Source organism: Kitasatospora sp. NPDC058046, from assembly GCF_042885595.1.
Lineage (GTDB): Bacteria > Actinomycetota > Actinomycetes > Streptomycetales > Streptomycetaceae > Kitasatospora.
On record NZ_JBHVRS010000012.1, the window covers coordinates 236,244 to 256,862 of the forward strand.

Consider the following 20,619-nt stretch of genomic DNA (forward strand, 5'->3'; position numbering starts at 1 on the left):
CTCAGGGCCGCGAAGCCTCAGGGCCGGGGAAGTCGGTGATGCCGGGCAGCGGCACCGGGCCGAGGACGGCCTCGTGCAGCGCGACCAGGACTCCGGCGGCGCCGGTGGCCAGGTCCGCCGACAGGCGCATTGAGCGCCGCCCCGGGAAGGCGAGGTGGCCGCGATGGTTCATCACGTGCCACTCCAGCAGCCGCAGGTGGCGGTCGGCCTCGGCCCCGCGTCCGCCGCGCAGCAGGTGCAGTACCAGGCCGGCCCGGCCCTCGAACAGGCCGGCCGCCGCGATCAGGTCGGGGAGGCAGGCGCGGTCGGCGGCGGCGGTCGCCTGGGCGAACCGGCCGGGCAGCCGGCCCGCGCCGTCGGGTCGGTCCGCCCCGCTGTGCCGCGCCAGCTCGGAGATCAGCCGGGCGGTGCCGACGCCGCCCGCGGCCAGGTACGGGAGCTTGCGGCGGTGGCGGTCCTCGACCAGGAAGAGCATCCCGTCGGTGACGTCCGCCTCGTCCAGTTCGCGGCCGAGCGCCGCCTCGGCCGCCGTCAGCCAGCTCCGCTCGCCGGTGTGCCCGTACAGCCGCAGGAACAGTGCGGCCTGCCCGCTCCAGCCGTCCAGCAGGCCGCGCAGCCGGGGTGCGGGTTCGTCCCGGGCCAGCTCGTGGCCGAGGGCGAGGGCCCGGTCGGCGAGCCGCTCGCGGCCGAGCACGTCGGCCAGGTCGAGCAGGCCGAGCGCGATGCCGGCCCGTCCGGAGCCGAGCCCCGGATCGGCCGGGGCCTCGGTGGCGAGCAGCCGCTCGACCAGCGCGTCGGCCTCCCGGGTCGCCCCGAGCCGGGCCAGCGTCCAGGCGATGCCGGTCAGCCCGTCGTACAGGCCGGGCGGCAGGTCGGCCGCGGCGTTCGCGCGGGCCACCAGCCAGTCGGTGTGCTCGGGCGGGGCGGGGCGGCCGCAGGCCCGGAGCGCGTACAGGACGCCGGCCGCGCCGTAGGACAGTCCCAGGCCGCCGTGGCCCGGGCCGAACTGTTCGACGTCGCCGGGGAAGAGGCGGTCCGTCCGGTCCGGGGTGGCCATCGCCAGGATGCCCGCGGCCAGCGAGTCCAGCACCGGGCGCCAGGCCGCGGTGTCCGCCGAGGGCTCCTGGGGCCAGGCCGGACGAGCCGGCCCCGCGGCGCCGTCGGCGGACACCGGAGCGCGTTCGGTGGCGCCCGCCGGCAGCTTCCCGCCGGCCGCCCGGTGCAGCGCCTCGGCCACCTCGGCCCCGAACCCGGTGGGCACGGGGTAGCGGCGGGAGATCTCCCGGCCGGCCAGCTCGGCCTTGCCCGAGTCCAGCCCGAGCTGGATGTTCAGCGGGAGGAAGAGGTAGAGCCGCAGCGCGGCCAGCGCGTACGCGTCCACGGCGGTTCCGCGCCGGGCCTTCGGCGAGACGAAGCCGGGCGCGCCCAGCGGGGGAGCGGCGGGGTCGTCGGCGGGGAAGGCGATCTCGAAGTCGACCAGCGCGCAGCGCCCGTCCGGCCGGACCATCACGTTGTTGGGGTGCAGGTCGCCGAAGACCAGCCCGCGCTCGTGCAGCGCCGCCAGCATGCCGCCGACCTGGTCGAGCACGTCGAGCGCCCAGTCGGTGTACGCGGCCAGCTCGGCCTCGTCCGGGTCGGGGTGGGTGAGCGGGCAGGTGCGGGTGAAGACGTCCTCCAGCCGCTCGCCCTCGATGTACTCCTCGACCAGGTAGTGGTGCTCCCAGACCTGCCGGTACTCGTACAGGGCGGGCACGAAGTCCACCCCGGCCAGCGCCTCCAGCACCCGGCGCTCGCTCAGCAGCCGCTGCACCGCGTCCCGGCCGGCGTAGTCGAGCCCGGCGTGCGGGCGGGCCTCGCGCAGCACCACCTGTCGGCCGTCGCGCCGGTCGGTGGCCTGGTAGATCCCGCCGCCGTTGGAGAAGTGCAGCGCCTTGACGACCTCGAACGGGAAGTCGGCCGGGGCCTCGGCCTCACGCGCGGCGTCGGCGGCGAGCTGGGCGGAGACGAGCTCCGGCACCGGTGCCCAGTCCGGCACGGTGAAGACGGTGCCCCGGGTGTCGGGCACCAGTGCGCCGTCCGGGCCGCGCATCGCCGGGACGCGCCGGCCCCGCTCGTCGGTGCAGTGGCGTTCGACGAAGGAGCCGTAGCGCAGGTAGAGCGGGCCCTCCCGGTAGCGCAGGTCGCTCAGGACGTAGGGGCCGGGGACGCCCTTCAGCAGGGTGGACAGGTCGTCCAGCACCCGGGCCAGCCGGGTGTCGTCCTCCGGGTAGAGCGTGATCAGCTTGCCGCTGGCGCGGCGGTCGGCGTACTTGCTGTTCAGGGCGAGCACGGTGGCCCGGCCGCGCAGGAACTTCCAGGTCAGCCCCTGCTCCAGGCAGTACGCCAGGACCTGCTCGACGACCTGTTCCGCCTCGTCCGGGGTGGCCGAGACGTGCACCTTCCAGCCCTGCTCGGGGAGTCGGGCGTGCGGCGGCCGCAGGCTGATCCAGGGGCCGTGCTCGTGGCGCTCCCAGCCCGGCGGCAGCGGGGCGGTGGCGGCGGCGAAGCGGTCGTCGGCGTGCTCGGCGCGGGCGGGGTCGTCGTAGAACAGCGGGTCGGCGAAGCAGTGGCGCTCGTAGCGGTCGTCCATGGTGCCCGCCTCAGCCCGCGGTCCGCGGCCGGCACCCGGACGCGCCCGCTCCGGTGGCCGGCCGGCCGTCGGATGTCGTCGTCATGGGAGCCCCCCGGGTGCGGTCGATCCCGCCGGTTGCGGGCTGCTTCCGACCCTGCCAGCCGGGGTGGGCGGGGTCGACGGGTCCGACCCGCCACCTTCGTGCCTGGCAGTTTGCGGGCGGGTCCTGGAGGCGGCGGCTGTCCGCCCTCGCTCAGCGGTGTCCGCCGACGCCGGTGGCGGCGGCCGCGACCGGTGTGCGGTCGGGCTCCGGGCGCTGTTCGGTGTGCTGTTCGGTGCGCGGCTCGGGGGCGAGGTAGCGGCTGCGGACGGCGGCGACGATCTCGGCGCTCGCCCGTCCGTCGCCGTAGGGCGAGGGGAGCTGTGCCAGCCGTTCGCCGACGGCCTCGTCGGCGAGCGGGGCGATCAGGCGGCGGTTGGCCTCCTCGGGCATGCCGGGGTCGAAGGAGCGCAGGCCGGCCTCGACGTGGACGACGGGTATGCCCGCGCAGTGCGCCGCGAGGGCGCCGGCGGCGGCGGTGTTGGTGTCGCCCTGGACGAGGACGGCGGCCGGTGGGCGGGCCGCGAGGTGGTCGCTCAACGCGCTGACCATCCGGCCTATTTGGCGTCCGCGCGGCTCGCCGCCGACGCCCTTCAGCAGGTGGTGCGGGCGGGGGAGGCCGTACTGGGCGAAGAACGTGGTGGTGAGGGCCGGGTCCCAGTGCTGGCCGCTCCAGACGATGCGGGCCCGCGGGCCGAGGAGGCGGGCCACGCCGTCGCGCCGTCGCCGGAGTCGACGTACCCGTCCGGCGGCACCCGGACCCTGGTCGGCCTCACCGTCGGGCCGGTCGCCACCACCTCCGTGCTCACCGCGAACACCGCCGGGAACCCGGTCGACGGCACCGCCTCGGCCTCCGCGACGGTCGACAAGCTCGGGCTCGACCTCGGTGTCGCCTCGGTCTCCCTGACCGGCGTCGACTCGAACTGCACCGCCACCCCCACCGGGGCCACCGGCAGCGGCCTGATCGCGGGCGGGGCGATCAGCGTCGCCGGCATCCCGACCAACCTCCAGGCCAACGCCCCCGCCAACACCAGGGTCAGCATCCCGCTGGTCGGTTCGATCGTCCTCAACGAGCAGACCACCGATGCCAACGGCGTCCTCACCGTCAACGCCGTCCACCTCACCCTGCTGCCGTCGCTGAACGGCGCCAACCTGGTCATCGGGCACGCCCGGTGCGGCGGCGCCGAGCCCGCCGCCGCCGTGCCGATGATCAACCCGTCCGTCGCGGCGATGAGCGGCGGGGCGGTGCTCGCCGGCGTCCTGGCCACCGTCTACGTCCGCCGCCGCAACGCCCGGTCCGCCGCGTCGGCCGTCTGACGGGAGGCAGGGCGGCCGGCCCGGAGCAGGGGCCGGCCGCCCGCCGCGGTCAACCCGGCTTCCGGTACCTCGCCCTGACGTGTGAGGCGCCGCCGCCGGGTGACGGGGAGGCCCGTCCCACCACCACCGGACCGCCCCGGCCGGTCCGCCCCGGCCCTTCCGTACCCGGCACCGCGGGGTGCCCGCGGCCGGAGCCGTCGGACCCGGTCCGATCGCTCGCCTACCCTACGAACCGACCGGCCGTACCGGCCGTGGCCGCTCTAGGAGGAGTCCCGTGTCGTCCTGCGACCCCAAGTACGCTCCCGTCGGCGATGTGAGCGCGGCGCTCATGGTGATCGACTCCCGGCTCAAGTCCATCTACGACGGCAAGTCCGGGACGGACCCCGAGCACCAGCGGCTGGTCGACCAGCTCACCGCGTCCTTCGGCCCCGGCGAGGCCGAGGCGCTGGTGGAAGGCGCCTGCACGCTCGTCTACATGTACATGAACTGGCTGCGCACGGCCTTCGAGAAGCAGGAGGAGGACGTGATCGAGCACGCGGTCCCCAGCCTGGTGGCCACCATGCGGATGATGCCGAGGACCTTCAGCCCCGAGGTCATCCCCATCATGGCCGGCCTGCTCATCGCCGCAGGTACGGGCCTGAGCCCCAACCTCTGGCGCGCCCAGTACGGACCGTGGACGAAGGAGGAGATGAACCCGTTGGAGGCCATGGTGGTCCTGCTCGCGGAGTACATCAACCGGATCTCGGGCAACGGCGAGGACTTCGCCACCAGGCTGATCACCGACGTGCTGTCCCAGTTGGACTAGGAGTACCGGCTCCGAACGCGCCAGTGGCGCCGCCCCGGGTGGGGCGGCGCCACTGGCGTCCTGCTGGTGTCAGGCGGGGGTCCGAGCGGGCGTCAGCTGTGGCGGCCCGGGCGGCGGTAGGCGACGAAGCAGAGGACGCCGCCGCCGAGGAGGGCGATGGCTCCGAGCGCCGCGACCAGGGTGTCGGAGGAGGAGCCGCCGGTGTGCGGCAGCTCGCCGCTCTCCGACGCGCTCGGGGTGTGGGGGTGGGTGGGGGTCGCGGTGGCCGTCGTGCTCGGCGAGGACGTCGGTGACGGCGACGGGGACGGGGAGTTGGACGGGGACGGCGACGGGCTCGGCGACGGGGAGGGGGACGGCGACGGGCTCGGCGAGGGCGAGGGCGACGGGGAGCTGGTCTGGAGGATCACGCCCAGGTCGAGGTCGAGGTCGCGCTGCCCGCCGCTGAGGGTGACGGTCTGGGTGATGCCGGTGGTCGGGTCGCCGTCCGAGTCCTTGCTCGGGTCGGTGCCGGCGTGCTGCTTGGTGACGGTGGCGCCCTTGGGCAGGGTGGTCAGGTCGAACTGCACCGCGTAGCTGCCGTCCGGCAGGTTGTCGAACAGGTAGTGCCCGGTGGCGTCGGTCACCGTGGTGACCGGCTTGCCGTCCTTGTCCCGTACGGGCTGCCCGTTGCCGTCCAGCAGGTGCACGGTGACCCCGGGGATGCCCTCGTCACCGGGCTTCTGGATCCCGGAGCCGTCCCGGTCGTGCCAGACGAAGTCGCCCAGCGCGTTGTTGGAGGGGGCGACGCGCTTGACCGCGACGCCGACCTTGGCGGGCTCGGCCGGCAGCAGCTGGCGGCCGGAGGCGTCGGTGGCGGTGTACGCGAAGCTGTTCCAGGCGTACTCGCCCTCCGGCGCGTCGTAGGAGGCGACCATCGGCCAGGTCAGGGTGAAGGACTCGCCGGAGGCCAGGGCGCCGGGGCGGCTGAGGCGGAACCAGGTGGCCGTCCCCGGCCCGGGGAAGGTGGTGCTCCAGACCGCGGCGCTGTTGCAGCCGGTGCGGTCGACCAGCAGCGGGTTCACGCAGGGGTTGGGGTCGGTGGCGTACTCGATCACCACGGTCGGGTCGTTGCTGGTGATCGGCTGGCTGAGCGACGGGGTCCAGGCGCTGCCGCGCGGGGCGTCCTGGGTGAGCACGTAGTTGTCGCCGGGGGTGGGGAGCTTGTCGTAGGCGAGGAAGTCGGTGACCGGGTCCGGGGAGTCGTTGCGGACGGTCATCCGCCAGGACGTCTGGCCGCCGGGGGTGGCGGTGCCGATGGTCATGTAGTCGGCGTCGAGGTCCCCCTTGACCTCCTTGTAGGAGCGCAGCACCGCCGGCACGTCGACCTGGATCTGCGAGGAGGCGTGGCACATCAGCTCGGTGGTGTCGCCGTTGCCGTTGAGGTCGAGCACGTCGGGGGTGCTGCCGCTGTCGGAGCCGGAGTACATGCAGGCGACCGGGTGGGTGGGCTGGTCGACGGTGACGTAGACGTCGTTGGTCAGCGTGCCGGAGCGGATGCTGTCGGCGACCTGGACGTCGAAGAGCATCCGGTAGGCCATGGCGTCGTGCAGGTACGTCGAGTCGGGGGCGCCGGCCGGCCATTCCATCTTGACGAGCTGGCGCCCGTCCGGGCCCGGGGTCACGGTGATCGACGAGGGGGCCTTGGCGTCGGGGTAGTCGGGGTCGGGTCGGGCCGAGCCGTCGATGTAGACCACGCCGGCGGGCAGCAGGTCGTACAGGACGAGCGGGCGGTCCAGGTCGTGGGCGCTGCGGTTGTACGGGATGACCTGGAAGGTGGCCTTGCCGCCGGGGGCGGACAGCTCGCCGGCCACGGTGGTCTTGGCGGCGCCGAGGTTGGTGGCCTGGGTGATGGTGGTCCGGGCGCAGGCGTTGGCGTTGGCGGTGGTGGTGCCGTCGGTGGCGCTGGTGTCCACGCAGTTGGTCAGCGGCTCGGGGGCGGGGCGCCCGTCGTGGCCGGGGGTGGCGACCTGGGTGACCAGCTGCACCGCGTTGCCGGGGCTCCAGCCGGTGGGGATCGGGCCGTTCCAGGTGAGCTTGAGCCCGTCCAGCCACTGCCCGGCGGGGATGCCGAGCACGTCGTTGGCCGGGTCGCCCGCGCCCTGGGCGAAGGTGAGCCGCCGTGCGGTGGAGCCGTTGAACGGCGTGCCCGGGGTGAAGGTGTGCCAGGTGGGGTCGCCGTTGAGGCGGTACTGCAGGGTCAGTTGGATGCTGGTGGGGTTCCACGGCTCCAGCTGGAGGGACTGCGGGAAGATCCAGTTGTAGACGCCGTCGGTGCTGCCGGCCCCGGGGTCGGTGATGGTGAGGCTGGTGGCCGGGCCCGCGGTGTTGGTGGCGGACAGGCTGAAGGAGTTGAGGTCGCCGTTGGTGGTGGTGTCGCGCCAGGTCTTGCTGGCGGTCACCACCACGCCGGTCACCGGGGGTTGGAACGTGTTGGTGGTGACGGACGAGGTGTCCAGTTGCCGTTCGGCCTCGGTGAGCGGCGCGCCGAGCAGGTCGACGGTGTTCTCGGAGGTGGTCCCGTCCGGGAAGGAGGCCGCCGGGTAGTTGACCACCAGGACGCCCGGGTTGCGGCAGCCGCCGCGCCCGTTGCCGGAGACGAACGGGCCGATGTCGTAGCCCCAGGTGTTCGGGCCGGGCGGCACCTGCGTCCAGCCCGGCGAGCGGCCGGTGTCCACCACCGCGCCGGGCGGCAGGGTGTCCAGCAGCCGGCTGCTGTCCAGGTCGACGTTGGGCACGTTGTCGGTGGCGCAGGGGGTGAACTGGTAGGTGACGGTGCGGTTGTCGCTGCTGGAGGTCTGGATGCCCTTGGTCACCGTGTACTGCGGCTGCACCTGGGCCGTGGTGTTCGCGGTGGCGGTCTGCGAGGTCTCGCCGGTGGCCGACATGGTGGCCGAGTTGGTCGAGGCGGCGCCGTTCGGGGTGGTGAAGTTCGGGTACTTCATCGTCACCGTGATGGTGGCGGTGGTGCCCGGACTGAGGTCCTTCAGCCTGATGTCCATCGTGCCGCCCGTCGCGCCCGCGGCGGGCACCGTGGAGGCGGCCACGTCGACCGAGGACGGGTCCGGCGTCCAGCCGAGGAACTGCATGTTCGACGGCAGGGTGTCGAGGATGTTCCCGCCCGTGCACTCGGTGATGGAGCAGGTGTAGCGCAGCGTGTAGGTGACGTTCTCCCCCGGGGAGACGGTCGCCTTGTCGACGCTCTTGGTGAAGGAGATCGCGGCCTGGGCCGGTGGGGCCAGCACGCTGCTGCTCAGCAGCGAGCCGGCCACCAGCGCCAGGACCGAGGCGATCCGCCCGGTCCGGAATGGAAGTCGCATAGCGGGCAGTCCAGCCGATCGCCCCGGCGCACCGGTCGGCGACACGAGGGCCGGTCGCGGCGGTTCACCTGCTCGGCGGTCACCCGCCCGGCGGCAGCGCGGCCCGGGGAGGTACGGCGTTCCGGGACGGTCCGGCGTTCCGGAGGGCTTTGTGGCCTACGGGCCGGGCCGCCCCAGCCGAGCTCCCCCCGGCGGGCGGCGCAACCGGAGCGCCGGGCGGCGCGACCCGGGTGGCTCAGCCGAACATCACACCGGTCTCCCGGGCCAGGGTGTCCAGCCGGTACTGGGTGACGTGCTCGACGTTCGCCGGGTCGATCGTGCGCACGCCCTCGGCGGCGAGCCGCTCGTTGATCTCCTCCAGGTGCTCCCGGACGACCTGCTTCTCCGCCTCGGTGGTGCGGCCCTGGTGCGGCCGTCCGGCGTGCTCCAGGCCGGCGTGGTCGACCCGCTCCCGGCCGGCGGCGGGCGCCGCCCCGCGCACGGTGGTGGGCGCGGCCTCCCGCACGGTGGTGGGCGCCGTCTCGCGCGCGGCCGTCCGGGCGGCCGGGCGGGCGCCGCGCAGCACCTCGGCCATCGGCGCGGCCGAGGCCAGCCGGTCGAAGGTCGCCGCCTCCATCACCACCGTCTGCGGCTCCGCCCGGTCCGGGTGGTGCAGCTCGACGGTGACCAGGTCGAGCGCCAGCTCCCGCACGCCGCCCAACTCCCCGGCCAGCGCGTCGATCTCGACCGGACCGTCCGTCAGGTCGGGGTGCCGGAGCACCACCACCCGCACCAGGTCCGCGTCGCTCTCCGCGTGCTTGCCGGTCAGGTCCGAGAACCGGATGATCTTCTGGCCCATGTCTCCCTCTCCTGTGCCCCTGTGATCAGCCGAGAGCCTACGCCGGGATGATCATCGGCGCGCGCAAGCGGCCGGGCCCGGGGGAGCACCCCCGGGCCCGGCCTCACCTGTCGTGCATCCTGCCGTGCGTCAGTGGAGCGTCAGCGTGGTGCCGTCCCCCCTCTCGGGTGCCGTCCCCCTCTCAGTAGCGCGGGTCCACCCGGTAGGTCGGGTAGTCCGGCACGTACCAGTGGCTGGAGTGCCAGATGCCGAAGGTGAACCGGACCCCGTGGCTGCCCCGCTTGTTGGCGGCCTTGAGGAACTTCTTGCCGATGCTCTTCATCAGGTAGGACAGCGCCCACAGGACCCAGCCGGCGGCCCGGGCGGCGATGTGCGGGAGCTTCTTCAGGATCCCGGAGATGCCCTTGGAGATCTTGCTGGAGACGACCAGCAGACCGCCGATGGTGTTGCCCTCGGCCCGGCTGAAGTTGGCGACCCACTTCTTCTTCCAGGACATGCCCGTCAGGTCGTCCATGGTGATCGGGTCGACCGGGTAGCCGTAGGCGTTCGGCGAGCCCTCCAGGACCGGGTCGGTCTGCAGGAAGCGGCCGGTGGTCGGGTCGTACAGGCGCACGCCCATCAGGGTGAGGCCGGAGACGCTGTCGGCCTCGCGCTGCGCCCCGCCGAGCCAGCCGTACGCGGCCGAGCCGGTGGCGTCGACGACGTTGCCGTACTCGTCGTAGTGGTAGACCGCGAGGTCCTCGGTGCCGTCGGGGGACATCTGGACGGACACGTCGCCGTGCAGGTTGGTCAGCAGCAGGACCGCGCCGCCGTCGGTGCCGGTGGCGGCCGTGAGCCGGCCGGTCAGGTCCAGGACGTTGCGGGTCAGCTTGCCGGCCGCGTCCTTGGACCAGGTCGGGCTGTCGGTGCCGCCGTCGAAGTGCCTGGTGTCCTGCGCGGTGACGGTCCAGGTGCCGTCGGTGCCCTTGGTCTCCGTGGTGGAGAGCGCCAGGCGGCCGGCGGCGTCCAGGTCCCAGGTCTTGCGGGTGTCGCCGAGGGTCTCGGTGCGGACCAGGTCGTTGGTGTGGTAGCCGACCTGGGTGCCCTTGGGCAGGGCGGTGGTGCGGCCGAAGGCGTCGTACACGTAGCCGGCGTCGGTGAGGCGGTCGGCGGTGTCGTAGCCGTGGGTCTCGGCCTGGGTGACGGTGTCCGCCGTGGCCGGGTCGCAGTCGTCGGTGACGCTGGTGCGGTTGGTCCGGTTGCTGCTCCTGTCGAACGTGTAGGTCCGGGTGGAGCAGGCCAGGCCGGTGCTGTCGGCGGCCTTGGTGAGGCGGCCGGTGGCGTCGTAGGTGTAGCCGCTGGTGGTGCTGTTGCCGTCGCTCTGGGTGCGGCCGGCCTGCTGTCCGTGGACGGTGAAGTCGGCGGTGTCGGCCAGCAGGACGGTGCCCGCCTGGTTGGTGTAGGTCTTGCCGGTCTGGACGCCCTGGCTGTCGTAGCTGCTGGTCAGGGTGTTGCCGCCGGGCATGGTCTGGGAGACCAGCCGGCCCTCGACGTCGTAGGAGGCGGTGAAGGTGCCGGCCACCGAGTCGGTCAGGGAGGTGGGCAGGCCGCGCGGGTCCTTGGCGGTGTCGTAGCCGTAGGTCACGGTGGACGGCACCGAGTCGGACTTCTTCACCGGGCGGTCGAGCTTGTCGTACTCGGTGGTGGTGACGTTGCCGGCGCCGTCGTCGTAGGAGACCTGGCGGCCGAGCCGGTCGTAGCCCTGGGTGACGGTGGCCTTGCCGTTGGTGGTGGTGGCCAGCTCGCCGTTGGCGGGGTCGTAGCCGAACACCGTGTCGGCGACCGCGGTGCCGGTGCCGCCGCTGATCGAGGTCTTCACGGCGCGCCCGGCCGTGTCGTAGCCGCGGGTGGTGGTGCGGGTGACGCCGTTGGCGGTCTCGGTCTGGACCGTGACGTTGCCCCAGCGGTCGTACTGGAAGGTCTTCGTCGGCAGCTGCGGCGGGTTGGCGCCGCCGCCGGCGATCTGCGCGGCCGGGGCGATCGAGCAGACCAGGTCGGCCCACTCGGGGTGGCCGGCGCAGGCGCCGGTCCCGGTGCCGGTGTAGTAGGTGGTGACGGTGGTGGCCGCGTCGGAGCCGGTGGAGTTCGGGCGGCTCTGCGAGGTCACCCGGCCGCTGGCGTCGTAGCCGGTGCTGGTGGTGATCTTCAGGCCGGCCGGGTCCTGGACGGCCGAGGTGGGCAGGCCCTGGGCCCAGTCGTAGCCGGTGGCGGTGGTCCGCGTGTCGGCGTCGGCGGCGTAGCCGTCGATCCGGGCGCCGACCGTCACCGAGGTGGTCATGTCGCTGACCGCGGCGTTCGCCGGGCGGCCCTCGTCGTAGCCGTTGACGGTGTGGGCGCGGGCCGGGACCTCGTCGCCGGCGGCGAGCGCCGGGGAGCTGCCGGAGGCGGCCACGCCGTGCTCCAGGGTGACCAGCTGCAGCGGGTCGTACTGTTCCAGCAGGCGCTTGCCGTCGGCCGAGTGGACCGAGGTCGAGGAGAGCACCTGGGCGCGGTCGGCCGTCGAGCGGCCGGCGATGCCGAGGGCGCGCAGCTTGTTCAGGTCGTTGCCGGTGGTGGCCAGGGCGAGGACGCGGTTCTCCGCGGAGAGGGTCCGCACCGGGCTGCCGTAGGCGTTGTACTCGGTGGTGGTGATGCCGCCGCCGGGGGTGGCGGTGTTGACCTCGCGGCCGGAGGCGTTGGTGTACGTCACCGAGGCGCGGTTGTAGCCGGCGGTGCCGAGCGCCTTGCCGTCGTGGGTGGCCGGGACGGCGTCGGGCGGCAGGACGGCGGTGGCGTCGGTCGGGGCGTCGCTCTGGCCCCAGGCCGCGACGTCGGACGGTGCCAGCGGGTACGGCGCGTTGGCGCCGCTCAGCGGGACGTCGTAGACGACCGAGGTGGTCGCGGTGCCGTCGGTGACGTCCTTGCTGCCCTGCTTGAGGGTGGGCCGGGAGGCGGCGAGCAGCATGCCGTCGCCGGCGGTGGCGGCGTTGCCGGCCTTGCCGTACTCCAGGGTCCACGGCAGCTCGCCGGGCTCGGTCACGGTGGTGACCCGGCCGGCCGCGTCGTAGCCGTACGCGGTCTTCAGCGCGGGGCTGATCCGCGGGTCCCATACCTCGCGCAGCCGGCCCTGGGCGTCGTACGCGTACTGCGAGACGGCGACGGGGGTGGCGGTGGCGGCGCCGGGGTCGGTGGACCACAGGCGGATCTGCTTCACCTGGCCGGCCGTGTCGCCCAGGGCGGACGCGGTGGCGGTGGTGGTGTCGGCGTAGACGTACTCCAGCACCCGGCAGCCGGCCGTGGACGGCACGGCGGCGCAGTCGGCGGAGGCGGTCGCCGAGGACGGCGCGACCACGTACTTCGGGCGGGCCAGGGTCTTGCCGCCGGAGACGACCTTCTCCGAGACCACCGAGGTGGTGGAGTTGTCGCTGGGCAGCGAGGAGCCGGAGGCCTGCCAGGTGGTGGCGGCCGGGTCGACCTTGGCGAAGGTGACGGTGGTGCCGTCGGTGTCCTTCAGGGTGAAGGAGCCGGTGAGCGCACCGGTCAGGGTGAGGTTCTCGGCGCCGGGCTCGGGCTTCCAGCCGCCGGCGCCGGTGGCGGTGAAGCCGGTCTCGGAGCCGTCCGCGGAGACCACCGAGAGGGAGGTCGCCGAGGTCTGGCGGACGTAGGAGTAGGCGGCGTCGGTGAGTTCGGCGGTGGTGCCGGAGCTCCACTGCGGGCCGAAGATCGCCGCCTGGCCCTCCTGGGCCGAGCCGTTGGCGGGCCGGCGGGAGGAGAAGGAGCGCTCGGCGTGCAGGCCGAAGGCCTCGGCGTCGCTCTCGGAGAGGGTGAGGTCACCGGTGAGGGTGTTCACCTCGCCCGGGCCGACCTTGGTCTCCGGCGCGGTGCCCGCGTTGCGGTCCACCGTGAGGGTGTTCGGCTCGGTGGCGTCGGTGGCGGTGCCGTCGGTGAACACCGCGCGGACGTCGACCGGGCCGTTCTCGGCCAGGGTGTCGGTGATGTTCCAGGTCAGCGCGGCCGGCTTGCCGCCGGGGGCGGTGAACGGCCAGGCCGTCACCGGCTTGCCGTCGGTGGTGGCGACGTTGGCGACCGGGACGTCCTTCCAGGCGTCCGTCTCACCGCGCCGGTACTGGTAGCGCACCCCGGTGTAGGTGCTGTTGCCCTCGGCCTGCAGCGAGGTGCGGCGGGCCGGGCGCTCGCCCGCGCCCGGCGCGACCAGGGCGGAGCCCTTGCCGGCGTAGAAGGCGTACGTCCTGTCGGCGGAGACGTTGCCCGCGGCGTCCCGGGTGTGCGCGGTGACGGTGTGGGAGCCCGCCTTGAAGGTGAGCTTGGCGCTGACCGGGGTGCCGGTGGTGGCCGCGGTGACCCAGGCCCCGCCGTCCAGCCGGTACTGGATGTCCTTCACGTCGCTGGTCGGCGGGGTGAAGGTGAAGGTGCCGCTGTAGCTGCCGTTGGCGTCCGGGGTGCCCGCCCACTGGCCGGCCGGGAAGTCCCCGGAGGAGACGGTGGTCGCGCCCGGCGCGGTGGTGTCCACGGTGAACGTGCGGAAGCCCGACCAGGCGCTGTTGGCGGTGCCGTCCCAGGAGCGCGAGCGCCACTTGTAGGCGCCCGGCGCCAGCTTGGTGCCCGGGGCCCAGGTGAACGTCGAGCCGGAGGCCGCCATGGCGGTGCGCCCGGACTGCAGCGCGGCCGTGCCGTTGGACGCCCAGACCTCGAAGTCCAGGGCGATGTTGCCGCCGTCGGGGTCGGTCGCCTTGGCGGACAGCGTCGGCGTGGCGTCGTTGGTCAGCGCGGCGTCGGCCGGGGAGACCAGCGTGGAGACGCCCGGCGGGGTGTTGTACGTGACCGACAGGTACGGCGTGTTGGACGTCGCGTTGCCGGAGTTGAACTTCTTCCAGCCGTACGGGTCGGACTCGTCGGTGGCCCGGATGCCCAGGGTGTTGTTGGTGTTGCCGTTGGCGGCCCAGGCCTTGACCAGCGCGGTGATGTCCTGGTTCACCCAGCCGTCGTTGCAGGAGCTGGAGTAGCCCTTGGTCGCGGTGGACGTCGCCCACTTCTTGTTCCAGCCGGGCTGGGCCGTCCAGCGGGTGGCCGTGGTGGCCGTGCCGGTGTCCCAGACCTCCCAGCTCTTCGCGGTGCAGGACCAGCTGTGGAAGTTCCACAGGTTGAGCTTGCCGCCGGTGATCTGCTTCCCGCTGATCTTCGCCATCGGGAACTGCAGGAACGAACGCGCCACCTGGCCGGAGCCGTTGTTGCCCAGCTTCAGCTCGGTCTGCGAGGAGACGTCGGTGGCGTAGCCCTGCTGGACGAAGGTGTCGAAGCCGACGCCGATGTTGACCGCCGGGTCGACGGTCACCGGGTACTTCGTCTTCGGGTCGTTCAGGAACGCGGCGTCCGGGGTCAGCGTCAGGTCGATCGCGTTCCCGTTCTGGACGACCTTCAGCGCGACCGGAGCGGTGCGGGTGTGGTCGCCGCTGCGCTCGTCGACCTGCGCGTCCCACATCACCGGGGCGGGCAGCTGGCCCTTCTCCTCGCCGGTCTTCGGGTCGAGGAAGGAGACCGAGTCGTCCGGGTTCTGCCGGGCCTGGAGGCCGGCCGCGTCCAGGGTGAGCGTCACGCTGCCGTTGGCGGCCACCGCCGAGCGGTCCTTGAGCTCCAGGAACTGCTCGAAGCCGGTCCGGGTGGACTCGATGACCAGGTCGGTGGCGGTGAGCGCGTCCGCGTACCGGGCCCTGGCGCCGTCCACGGTGGGAGCGGGCAGGGCGCCGCGCCAGGAGAGCGACATCGCGGTGCCGTTGCCGTTGTCCAGCGAGACCAGCGGCGTGGCCGGGGCCTGCTGGGCGCCGGCCGGGGCACCGGCGGCCTTGAACGCCGACGCGGCGGCGGGCGGGGTGGCGCCGGCCAGCGAGAGGTTGAGCGGGTGCCCCTTGGCCTTGACGCTGCCGTCCGACTGCCGCGCCAGGTCGACGTCGATCGGCTGGAGCCTGCCGGCCTTGTCCTTGTAGCGGACCGGGCCGGAGGCGAGGTCCAGCGTGGTGGTGCCGTCCGGGTTGATCCAGCTGGTGGTCGACTCGGTGCGCTCGTCCACCACCTCGATCCGGCGGTTCTCCAACCGGGCCTTGAGGTGGGCGGTCGCGATGTCCTTGGCCTCCGCCGGGCCCAGGGCCTTGGCGGGCTTCGGGGACTGCTCCGTGGTGACGGCGACGGCCTGACCGGTCGTCATGATGACGGCGGCGGCCTCGACCGAGAGCACCACCGCCAGGGCGACGGCGGTGTGGCGCAGTACGCCGTTGCCGCGGCGCGGTGCGGAGGGGGGCGGCGAGCCGGCTTCGGCCCGCTGCCGCGGTGATCCGCCCGTGGGGCGTGACATGGAACTCCTCGACTGGTCCGTACGGGAAGGAAAGGTGGTCGGAAAACGGGGGGACGGCCGACGTGCTGATGGTGCGTCAGCCATGGCGGGGTAAAGCGACAGCAAAGAACCGGCCAATCTCCCGGGCGGGAGGAACCGGTCGAAAGCCGTCTGGAAGGCCGGAAAGCCCCCGGGGCGCGACGGCGGGTGGCCGACGCCCTCGGGTGTGGCGCGGGCCGCAGCGGGGCCCGGTGCGTTCCAGCGCGTCCCGGCGCGTTCTTCAGCGGCGTCCCGACGGGAGCCGGACGGCCGCCGGCAGGGCCCTGGCCAGCAGGTTCCGCGCCCTCGACCGGGCCGCCGCCTCGTCGGCGGCGCGGACGTAGAGCACCAGGCCGACACCCTCGGGCACGGCGCGGGCGCGCACGTGCTCCAGGCCGTCGTCCGGGGCGGCGCACGCCCACAGCGCGGCCTGGGCCTCCGCGGCCGCCGCCTCTCCCGAGGGGGCGGCGGCGCCGGCGCCGGCCGGCAGGGTCAGCTGGACTGCGAACACCGCAGGTCAGGCCTGCGTGACGGCGTCGTCGGCGGGCGGGGCGTCCCAGCCGATCGACCGGGCGGAGGGGTTGTCCCAGCCGATCCCGCCACCCGGGCCCTGGGCGGCGGACGGGGCGTCGGTGGCGGTCGTACCGGCGGCGAAGGCCGGCGCGGCGGAGCCGGCGAGGGCGAGGGTCAGGAGGACGGCGGCGAGTGGACGGACGGCCACGGCGGATTCCTGTTCTGTGCGGGAACTTCGTTGGGGGATAACGCAGTTCTGGGTGTCCGGGAATTCGGGGAATGCGCGCACGGCGAATCCTCCCGGTCCGCGGGCCGCCACGGGAAGGGAATTCGTCGGGCAGGAACAGGACAGGCAGCATGCTGCAAAACCGCGAAGGGCGGCGGCGGCGGGGGCCGTTGACCGGATCATGCCCTTGCGAGGGGTTCCGGCCGGGGGAAAGATCGGCCCGGGCCGACCGGGCATACGGAATCGTCCACGGGGATCAGGGGTCGAGAAGTGCTGGAACTGCTGGGGTTGGACGCCACCGCGGAAGCCGTCTACCGAGGAATGCTCGCCGACCCGGAAGGCGGGGTCGCGGAACTCTGCGACCGGCTCGGCCTCCCCGAGGCCGCCGTGCGCGCGGCCCTCGACCGGCTCGCCGACCTCACCCTGCTGCGGACCTCCCGCGAGCGGCCCGGCACCCTGCGGCCGGTCAGCCCGGAGCGCGGACTGGAGATCCTGCTGCGCCGCCAGGAGGAGGAACTCGCCCGTCGACAGCAGGAGTTGGCCGCCTCCAAGGCCGCCGTCGCGCGCGCCCTGGGGGAGTACGCCAAGGTGCGGACCGACACCCCGGTGGGCGACCACGAACGGCTGCTCGGCCTCGACGCCATCCAGGACAAGCTGGAGGTGCTGACCGCCCGGCTGACCACCGAGGTCCTGGCGGTGATGCCCGGCGGCGCCCAGTCCGCGGCCAGCCTGGCCGCCTCCCGGCCGCTCGACGAGGACGCCCTGCGACGCGGCGTCAGCTTGCGCACCGTCTACCAGGAGAGCATCCACGACGCCCCGGAGACCCTCGACTACGCCCGTTGGATGTCCGGCCTCGGCGGCGAGGTGCGCACCGCACCGGTGCTGCCGCCGCGGATGCTGGTCTTCGACCGCAGCACCGCCGTGCTGCCGATCGACCCGGAGAACACCCGGGCCGGCGCCCTGTGCACCCGGGAGCCGGGCATCGTCGCCTCCCTGGTCGCCCTGTTCGAACAGACCTGGGAGACCGCCGTCCCGATCACCGACGACCCCGACGGCGCGCCGCCGCTGACCCTGACCACCGGCGAGCGCGAACTCCTGCGCCTGCTGTCCACCGGCCTCACGGACGACGCGGCGGCCAAACGCCTCGGCGTCTCGGTACGCACCGTCCGCCGCCAGATGGCCGTCCTGATGGAACGCCTCGACGCGGCCAGCCGCTTCGAAGCCGGCCTCAAGACCGCCCGCCGCGGCTGGCTCTAGGGCCTGTGTGAGGTTGCGATCAGTCTTCGGGTTCTGCCCTCACCTGAGGGCAGAACCCGGTAGAACGGTTGGTCGTGACGCGCAGGCAACTGACGGACGAGCAGTGGAAGTTGATCGAGCCCTATCTGCCGATCGGGAGGTTCGGACCGTACCCCGAGCGGCTTCGGGAGCAGTTCGAGGGCGTGATCTGGCGGTTCCGCTGCAGCGCCCAGTGGCGGGAGATGCCTTCCGAGTTCGGTCCCTGGCCGACGGTCTACGGCCGATTCCGTGTCTGGCGGGACGCGGGCGTCTTCACCGCCCTGCTGGAAGGCCTGATCGCCCAGGCCGCTCGCGAGGGGACAGCGGACCTGTCGCTGGTCAGCGTGGATTCCACGTCCGTCCGGGCTCACCACGACGCCGCCGGGATGCTCGTCGACGAGGAGATCATGGAGGCCCTGGAGGAGGCCGCGCGGGAGCAGGAGGAGACCCGACAAAAAGGGGCGAGCCGCAGGAACAGAACGGACAGGACGAGCGGCGACGCGCCCGGCTCCGTCGTGGGCTCCGCCTGAAGGAAGCCCACCTCGGACGGTCCCGGGGCGGGCTGACCAGCAAGGTCCATCTGGCCGCCGACCGCAGGTGCCGTCCCCTGGCACTCGTGCTGACCGCGGGGCAGGCCGGTGACAGCCCGCAGTTCGTCCCCGTGCTGGAGAAGGTCCGCGTCCGTGGGCCCGTCGGCCGCCCCCGCACCCGGCCCGGCGCGGTCGCCGCGGACAGGGCGTACTCGTCCCGCGGCAACCGCGCCTACCTGCGTAAACGCCGGATCAAGGCGGTCATCCCGGAGAAGAGAGACCAGGCCGCCAGCAGGAAGAGGAAGGGCAGCAGGGGTGGCCGGCCGGTCGGCCACGACGCGGATCTCTACAAGGAGCGCAACACCGTCGAGCGCCTGATCAACAGGCTGAAGGCCTGGCGAGGCATCGCCACCCGCTGCGACAAGAAGCCCGAAAGCTACCTCGCCGGCCTCCACCTCCGCGCCTCGATGATCTGGGTCGACGACCTCCTGCGAGACGCCGACTGATCGCAACCTCACACAGGCCCTAGCCGCCCGGCGGGGGGTCGGCTACTGCGGCGGCAGCGGCGGCCAGGCGGTCCACCTCGACCCACTCGTCGAGGTGGAGGCCGTACAGGCGGGCCGGGTGGTCCGTGGCGGGGTGGGTGGGGAGGAAGGCGGGGGAGTGGCCGCGGTGGAGGTACCAGGAGCCGAGGCGGACCAGGGCGGCGCGGCGTTCGGCGGCGCTGGTCTCCACGGAGCAGCGTTCGGCGGCGTAGAGGCGCAGGAGGTCGTTGAGCCGGTAGTGGTCGCGGTCCTCGGGGGTGAGCAGGTGGGCGGCGGCCAGCCGGTCGAGGACGGGTCGGACGGCGGCGGGCGGGGCGCCGGCCAGGGCGGCGGCCGCGTCGGCGCCGATGCCGACGGCCGGGACGAGGGCGAGCAGCCGGAGCAGGTCGCGGGCCTCGCCGGGCAGTGAGCGGTAGGAGAGGTCGAAGGCGGCGCGGACCGCCGAGGTGTCGTCGCCCTCGATCTGGAGGGCGCTCAACCGGTGCTCCGTGTCGAGGAGTTCGGCGGCGTGGTCGGTGAGGCTGCGGTCCGGGCTGGCGGCCAGGCGGCTGGCGGTGACGGCCAGGGCGAGGGGCAGTCGGCCGCAGGCGTCGGCGAGTTCGGCGGCGGCGCGCGGCTCGGCGCGGGTGCGGTGCTCGCCGACCATGCGGGCCAGCAGTTCGAGGGCCTGGTGGGCGGGCAGGACGTCGAGCACCAGCGGCCGGGCGCCGTTGCGGACGGTCAGTCCGTCGAGCCGGGTGCGGCTGGTGACCACCGTGCGGCAGCCCGGGGCGCCGGGCAGCAGCGGGCGGACCTGCTCGGCGTCGCGGGCGTTGTCGAGGATCACGAGCAGCCGCCGGTCGGCCAGTCGGGAGCGGTAGAGCGCGGCCGCCTCGTCCGCCGCCGCGGGGATCCGGTCGCCGGGCACGCCGAGGGCGCGCAGGAAGCGGGCCAGGACGGAGCGCGGGGCGAGCGGCGCGTCGACGGAGTAGCCGTGCAGGTCGGCGTAGAGCTGGCCGTCCGGGAAGCGGTCGCGGACCCGGTGGGCCCAGTCGACGGCGAGGGTGGTCTTGCCGACCCCGGCCGGTCCGGAGACGGCGCAGACCGCGCACGCGGCGGCGGCCGGCCCGGCCTGCTGGTCCGCCGGGTCGGTGAGCAGCGCGTCCAGGGCCCGCAGTTCGGTGTCGCGTCCGACGAAGGTGGCCAGGGCGGGCGGGAGTTGGGCGGGCGACGCCTGCACCTGCGCCTGCGCGGGTGGCGCCGGCGCGGGTGGTTCCTCGGCCCGGGCCGTGGCGGCGGGCACCGGTTCGGTGGCCAGCAGCTCCAGGTGCAGCGCCCGCAGCTCGGGCCCGGGGTCGAGCCCGAGCTCGTCGGCCAGCCGTTCCGCGAACCGGCGGTAGGCGGCGAGCCCCTCGGGGGTGCGTCCGGAGCCGTGCAGGGCGCGCATCAGCTGTCCGGTGAACCGTTCCCGCAGCGGGTGGTCGGCGACCAGCGCGGTGAGTTCGGGGACGGCCGTTCGGTGCCGGCCGAGTGCGAGTTCCAGGTCGAGGCACTCCTCCCAGGCGGTCAGCCGCAGTTCGTCCAGGGCGACGGCGCCCGGGGCGTCCGCGTCCACGGCGAGTCCGTCGAGGGCCGGTCCGCGCCACAGGGCGAGTGCGGAGCGGAGCCCGTCGACGGCCTCCGGGGTCCGTCCGGCGGCGGCCTCGGCGCGGGCGAGGGCGAGCCGGTCGGTGAAGTCGCGGGCGTCCAGGCGGTGGCCGGTGAGCGTGATGCGGTAGCCGCGGCCGTCGGTGAGCAGGGCGGGCGGCGCGTCCGGGTCGGCCTCGGCGAAGCGGCGCCGCAGCACCCCGGCGAGGTTGCGGACCTGGCGGGTGGCGGTGGCCGGCGGCCGTTCGTCCCAGACGGTGTCCACCAGGCGGGCGACCGGTACGGAGGAGTCCGCGTTGAGCAGCAGGGCGGCGAGCAGCCGCTCCTGCCGGGAGCCTTCGGAGGGGATGCGCCGGCCGTCGCCGGTCCACACCTCCAGCGAGCCGAGGATCCTGAACTCCAACGTCCCTCCCTGGGGCCCGCGGGGCCGGACCGGACCGGCCGCCGTGGAGGACGGGCGCGAGTCGTGACGAA

General features: G+C 74.0%; 11 protein-coding genes and 1 pseudogene. 4 read left to right on the plus strand and 8 right to left on the minus strand.

Annotation, left to right across the window (positions count from 1 at the left end; translation table 11 throughout):
• Position 1: 1 nt before the first annotated feature.
• Both lanKC and ACFVU7_RS24570 read right to left on the minus strand, forming a co-directional pair.
• Positions 2-2,629 carry a class III lanthionine synthetase LanKC gene (gene lanKC, locus ACFVU7_RS24565; protein ID WP_388047176.1) on the minus strand — a complete coding sequence of 876 codons (2,628 nt, stop codon included), beginning with the start codon at positions 2,627-2,629 and terminating at the stop codon, positions 2-4.
• A 235-nt stretch (positions 2,630-2,864) separates the two neighbouring features.
• Positions 2,865-3,422: a UDP-N-acetylglucosamine 2-epimerase gene (locus ACFVU7_RS24570; protein ID WP_388047179.1), complete on the minus strand. Its 558-nt coding sequence runs from the start codon at positions 3,420-3,422 to the stop codon at positions 2,865-2,867.
• On the opposite strand from ACFVU7_RS24570, the gene ACFVU7_RS24575 reads away from it, so the two are divergent.
• Both ACFVU7_RS24575 and ACFVU7_RS24580 read left to right on the plus strand, forming a co-directional pair.
• A complete protein-coding gene (locus ACFVU7_RS24575; protein ID WP_388047182.1) occupies positions 3,372-4,028 on the plus strand; it encodes a choice-of-anchor P family protein in 657 nt (218 codons plus the stop codon). The genes ACFVU7_RS24570 and ACFVU7_RS24575 overlap by 51 nt on opposite strands.
• 328 nt (positions 4,029-4,356) lie before the next feature.
• Positions 4,357-4,833: a hypothetical protein gene (locus ACFVU7_RS24580; protein ID WP_117491456.1), complete on the plus strand. Its 477-nt coding sequence runs from the start codon at positions 4,357-4,359 to the stop codon at positions 4,831-4,833.
• A gap of 92 nt (positions 4,834-4,925) precedes the next feature.
• On the opposite strand, the gene ACFVU7_RS24585 is transcribed toward ACFVU7_RS24580, so the two are convergent.
• The 5 genes from ACFVU7_RS24585 to ACFVU7_RS24605 all read right to left on the minus strand — a co-directional run bounded on the left by ACFVU7_RS24585 (position 4,926) and on the right by ACFVU7_RS24605 (position 16,151).
• Entirely contained in the window at positions 4,926-8,189 is a 3,264-nt protein-coding gene (locus ACFVU7_RS24585; RefSeq protein WP_388047185.1) for an SdrD B-like domain-containing protein, read from the minus strand.
• Between the two features lie 235 nt (positions 8,190-8,424).
• Entirely contained in the window at positions 8,425-9,027 is a 603-nt protein-coding gene (locus tag ACFVU7_RS24590; RefSeq protein ID WP_388047187.1) for a hypothetical protein, read from the minus strand.
• A 181-nt stretch (positions 9,028-9,208) separates the two neighbouring features.
• Complete coding sequence (locus ACFVU7_RS24595) at positions 9,209-15,412, minus strand: DNRLRE domain-containing protein (protein WP_388047190.1); 6,204 nt, start codon at positions 15,410-15,412, stop codon at positions 9,209-9,211.
• Positions 15,413-15,671: 259 nt separating this feature from the next.
• Entirely contained in the window at positions 15,672-15,941 is a 270-nt protein-coding gene (locus ACFVU7_RS24600; protein ID WP_388047193.1) for a hypothetical protein, read from the minus strand.
• Between the two features lie 6 nt (positions 15,942-15,947).
• Complete coding sequence (locus tag ACFVU7_RS24605; RefSeq protein WP_388047195.1) at positions 15,948-16,151, minus strand: hypothetical protein; 204 nt, start codon at positions 16,149-16,151, stop codon at positions 15,948-15,950.
• 288 nt (positions 16,152-16,439) lie between these two features.
• On the opposite strand from ACFVU7_RS24605, the gene ACFVU7_RS24610 reads away from it, so the two are divergent.
• Both ACFVU7_RS24610 and ACFVU7_RS24615 read left to right on the plus strand, forming a co-directional pair.
• On the plus strand, positions 16,440-17,426 hold the full coding sequence (locus tag ACFVU7_RS24610; RefSeq protein ID WP_375875451.1) for a LuxR C-terminal-related transcriptional regulator: 987 nt from the start codon (positions 16,440-16,442) through the stop codon (positions 17,424-17,426).
• 74 nt (positions 17,427-17,500) lie between these two features.
• Positions 17,501-18,480 (plus strand): annotated as a pseudogene (locus ACFVU7_RS24615) (IS5 family transposase).
• A 19-nt stretch (positions 18,481-18,499) separates the two neighbouring features.
• On the opposite strand, the gene ACFVU7_RS24620 reads toward ACFVU7_RS24615, so the two are convergent.
• On the minus strand, positions 18,500-20,548 hold the full coding sequence (locus ACFVU7_RS24620) for a BTAD domain-containing putative transcriptional regulator (RefSeq protein ID WP_388047198.1): 2,049 nt from the start codon (positions 20,546-20,548) through the stop codon (positions 18,500-18,502).
• Positions 20,549-20,619: the final 71 nt, after the last annotated feature.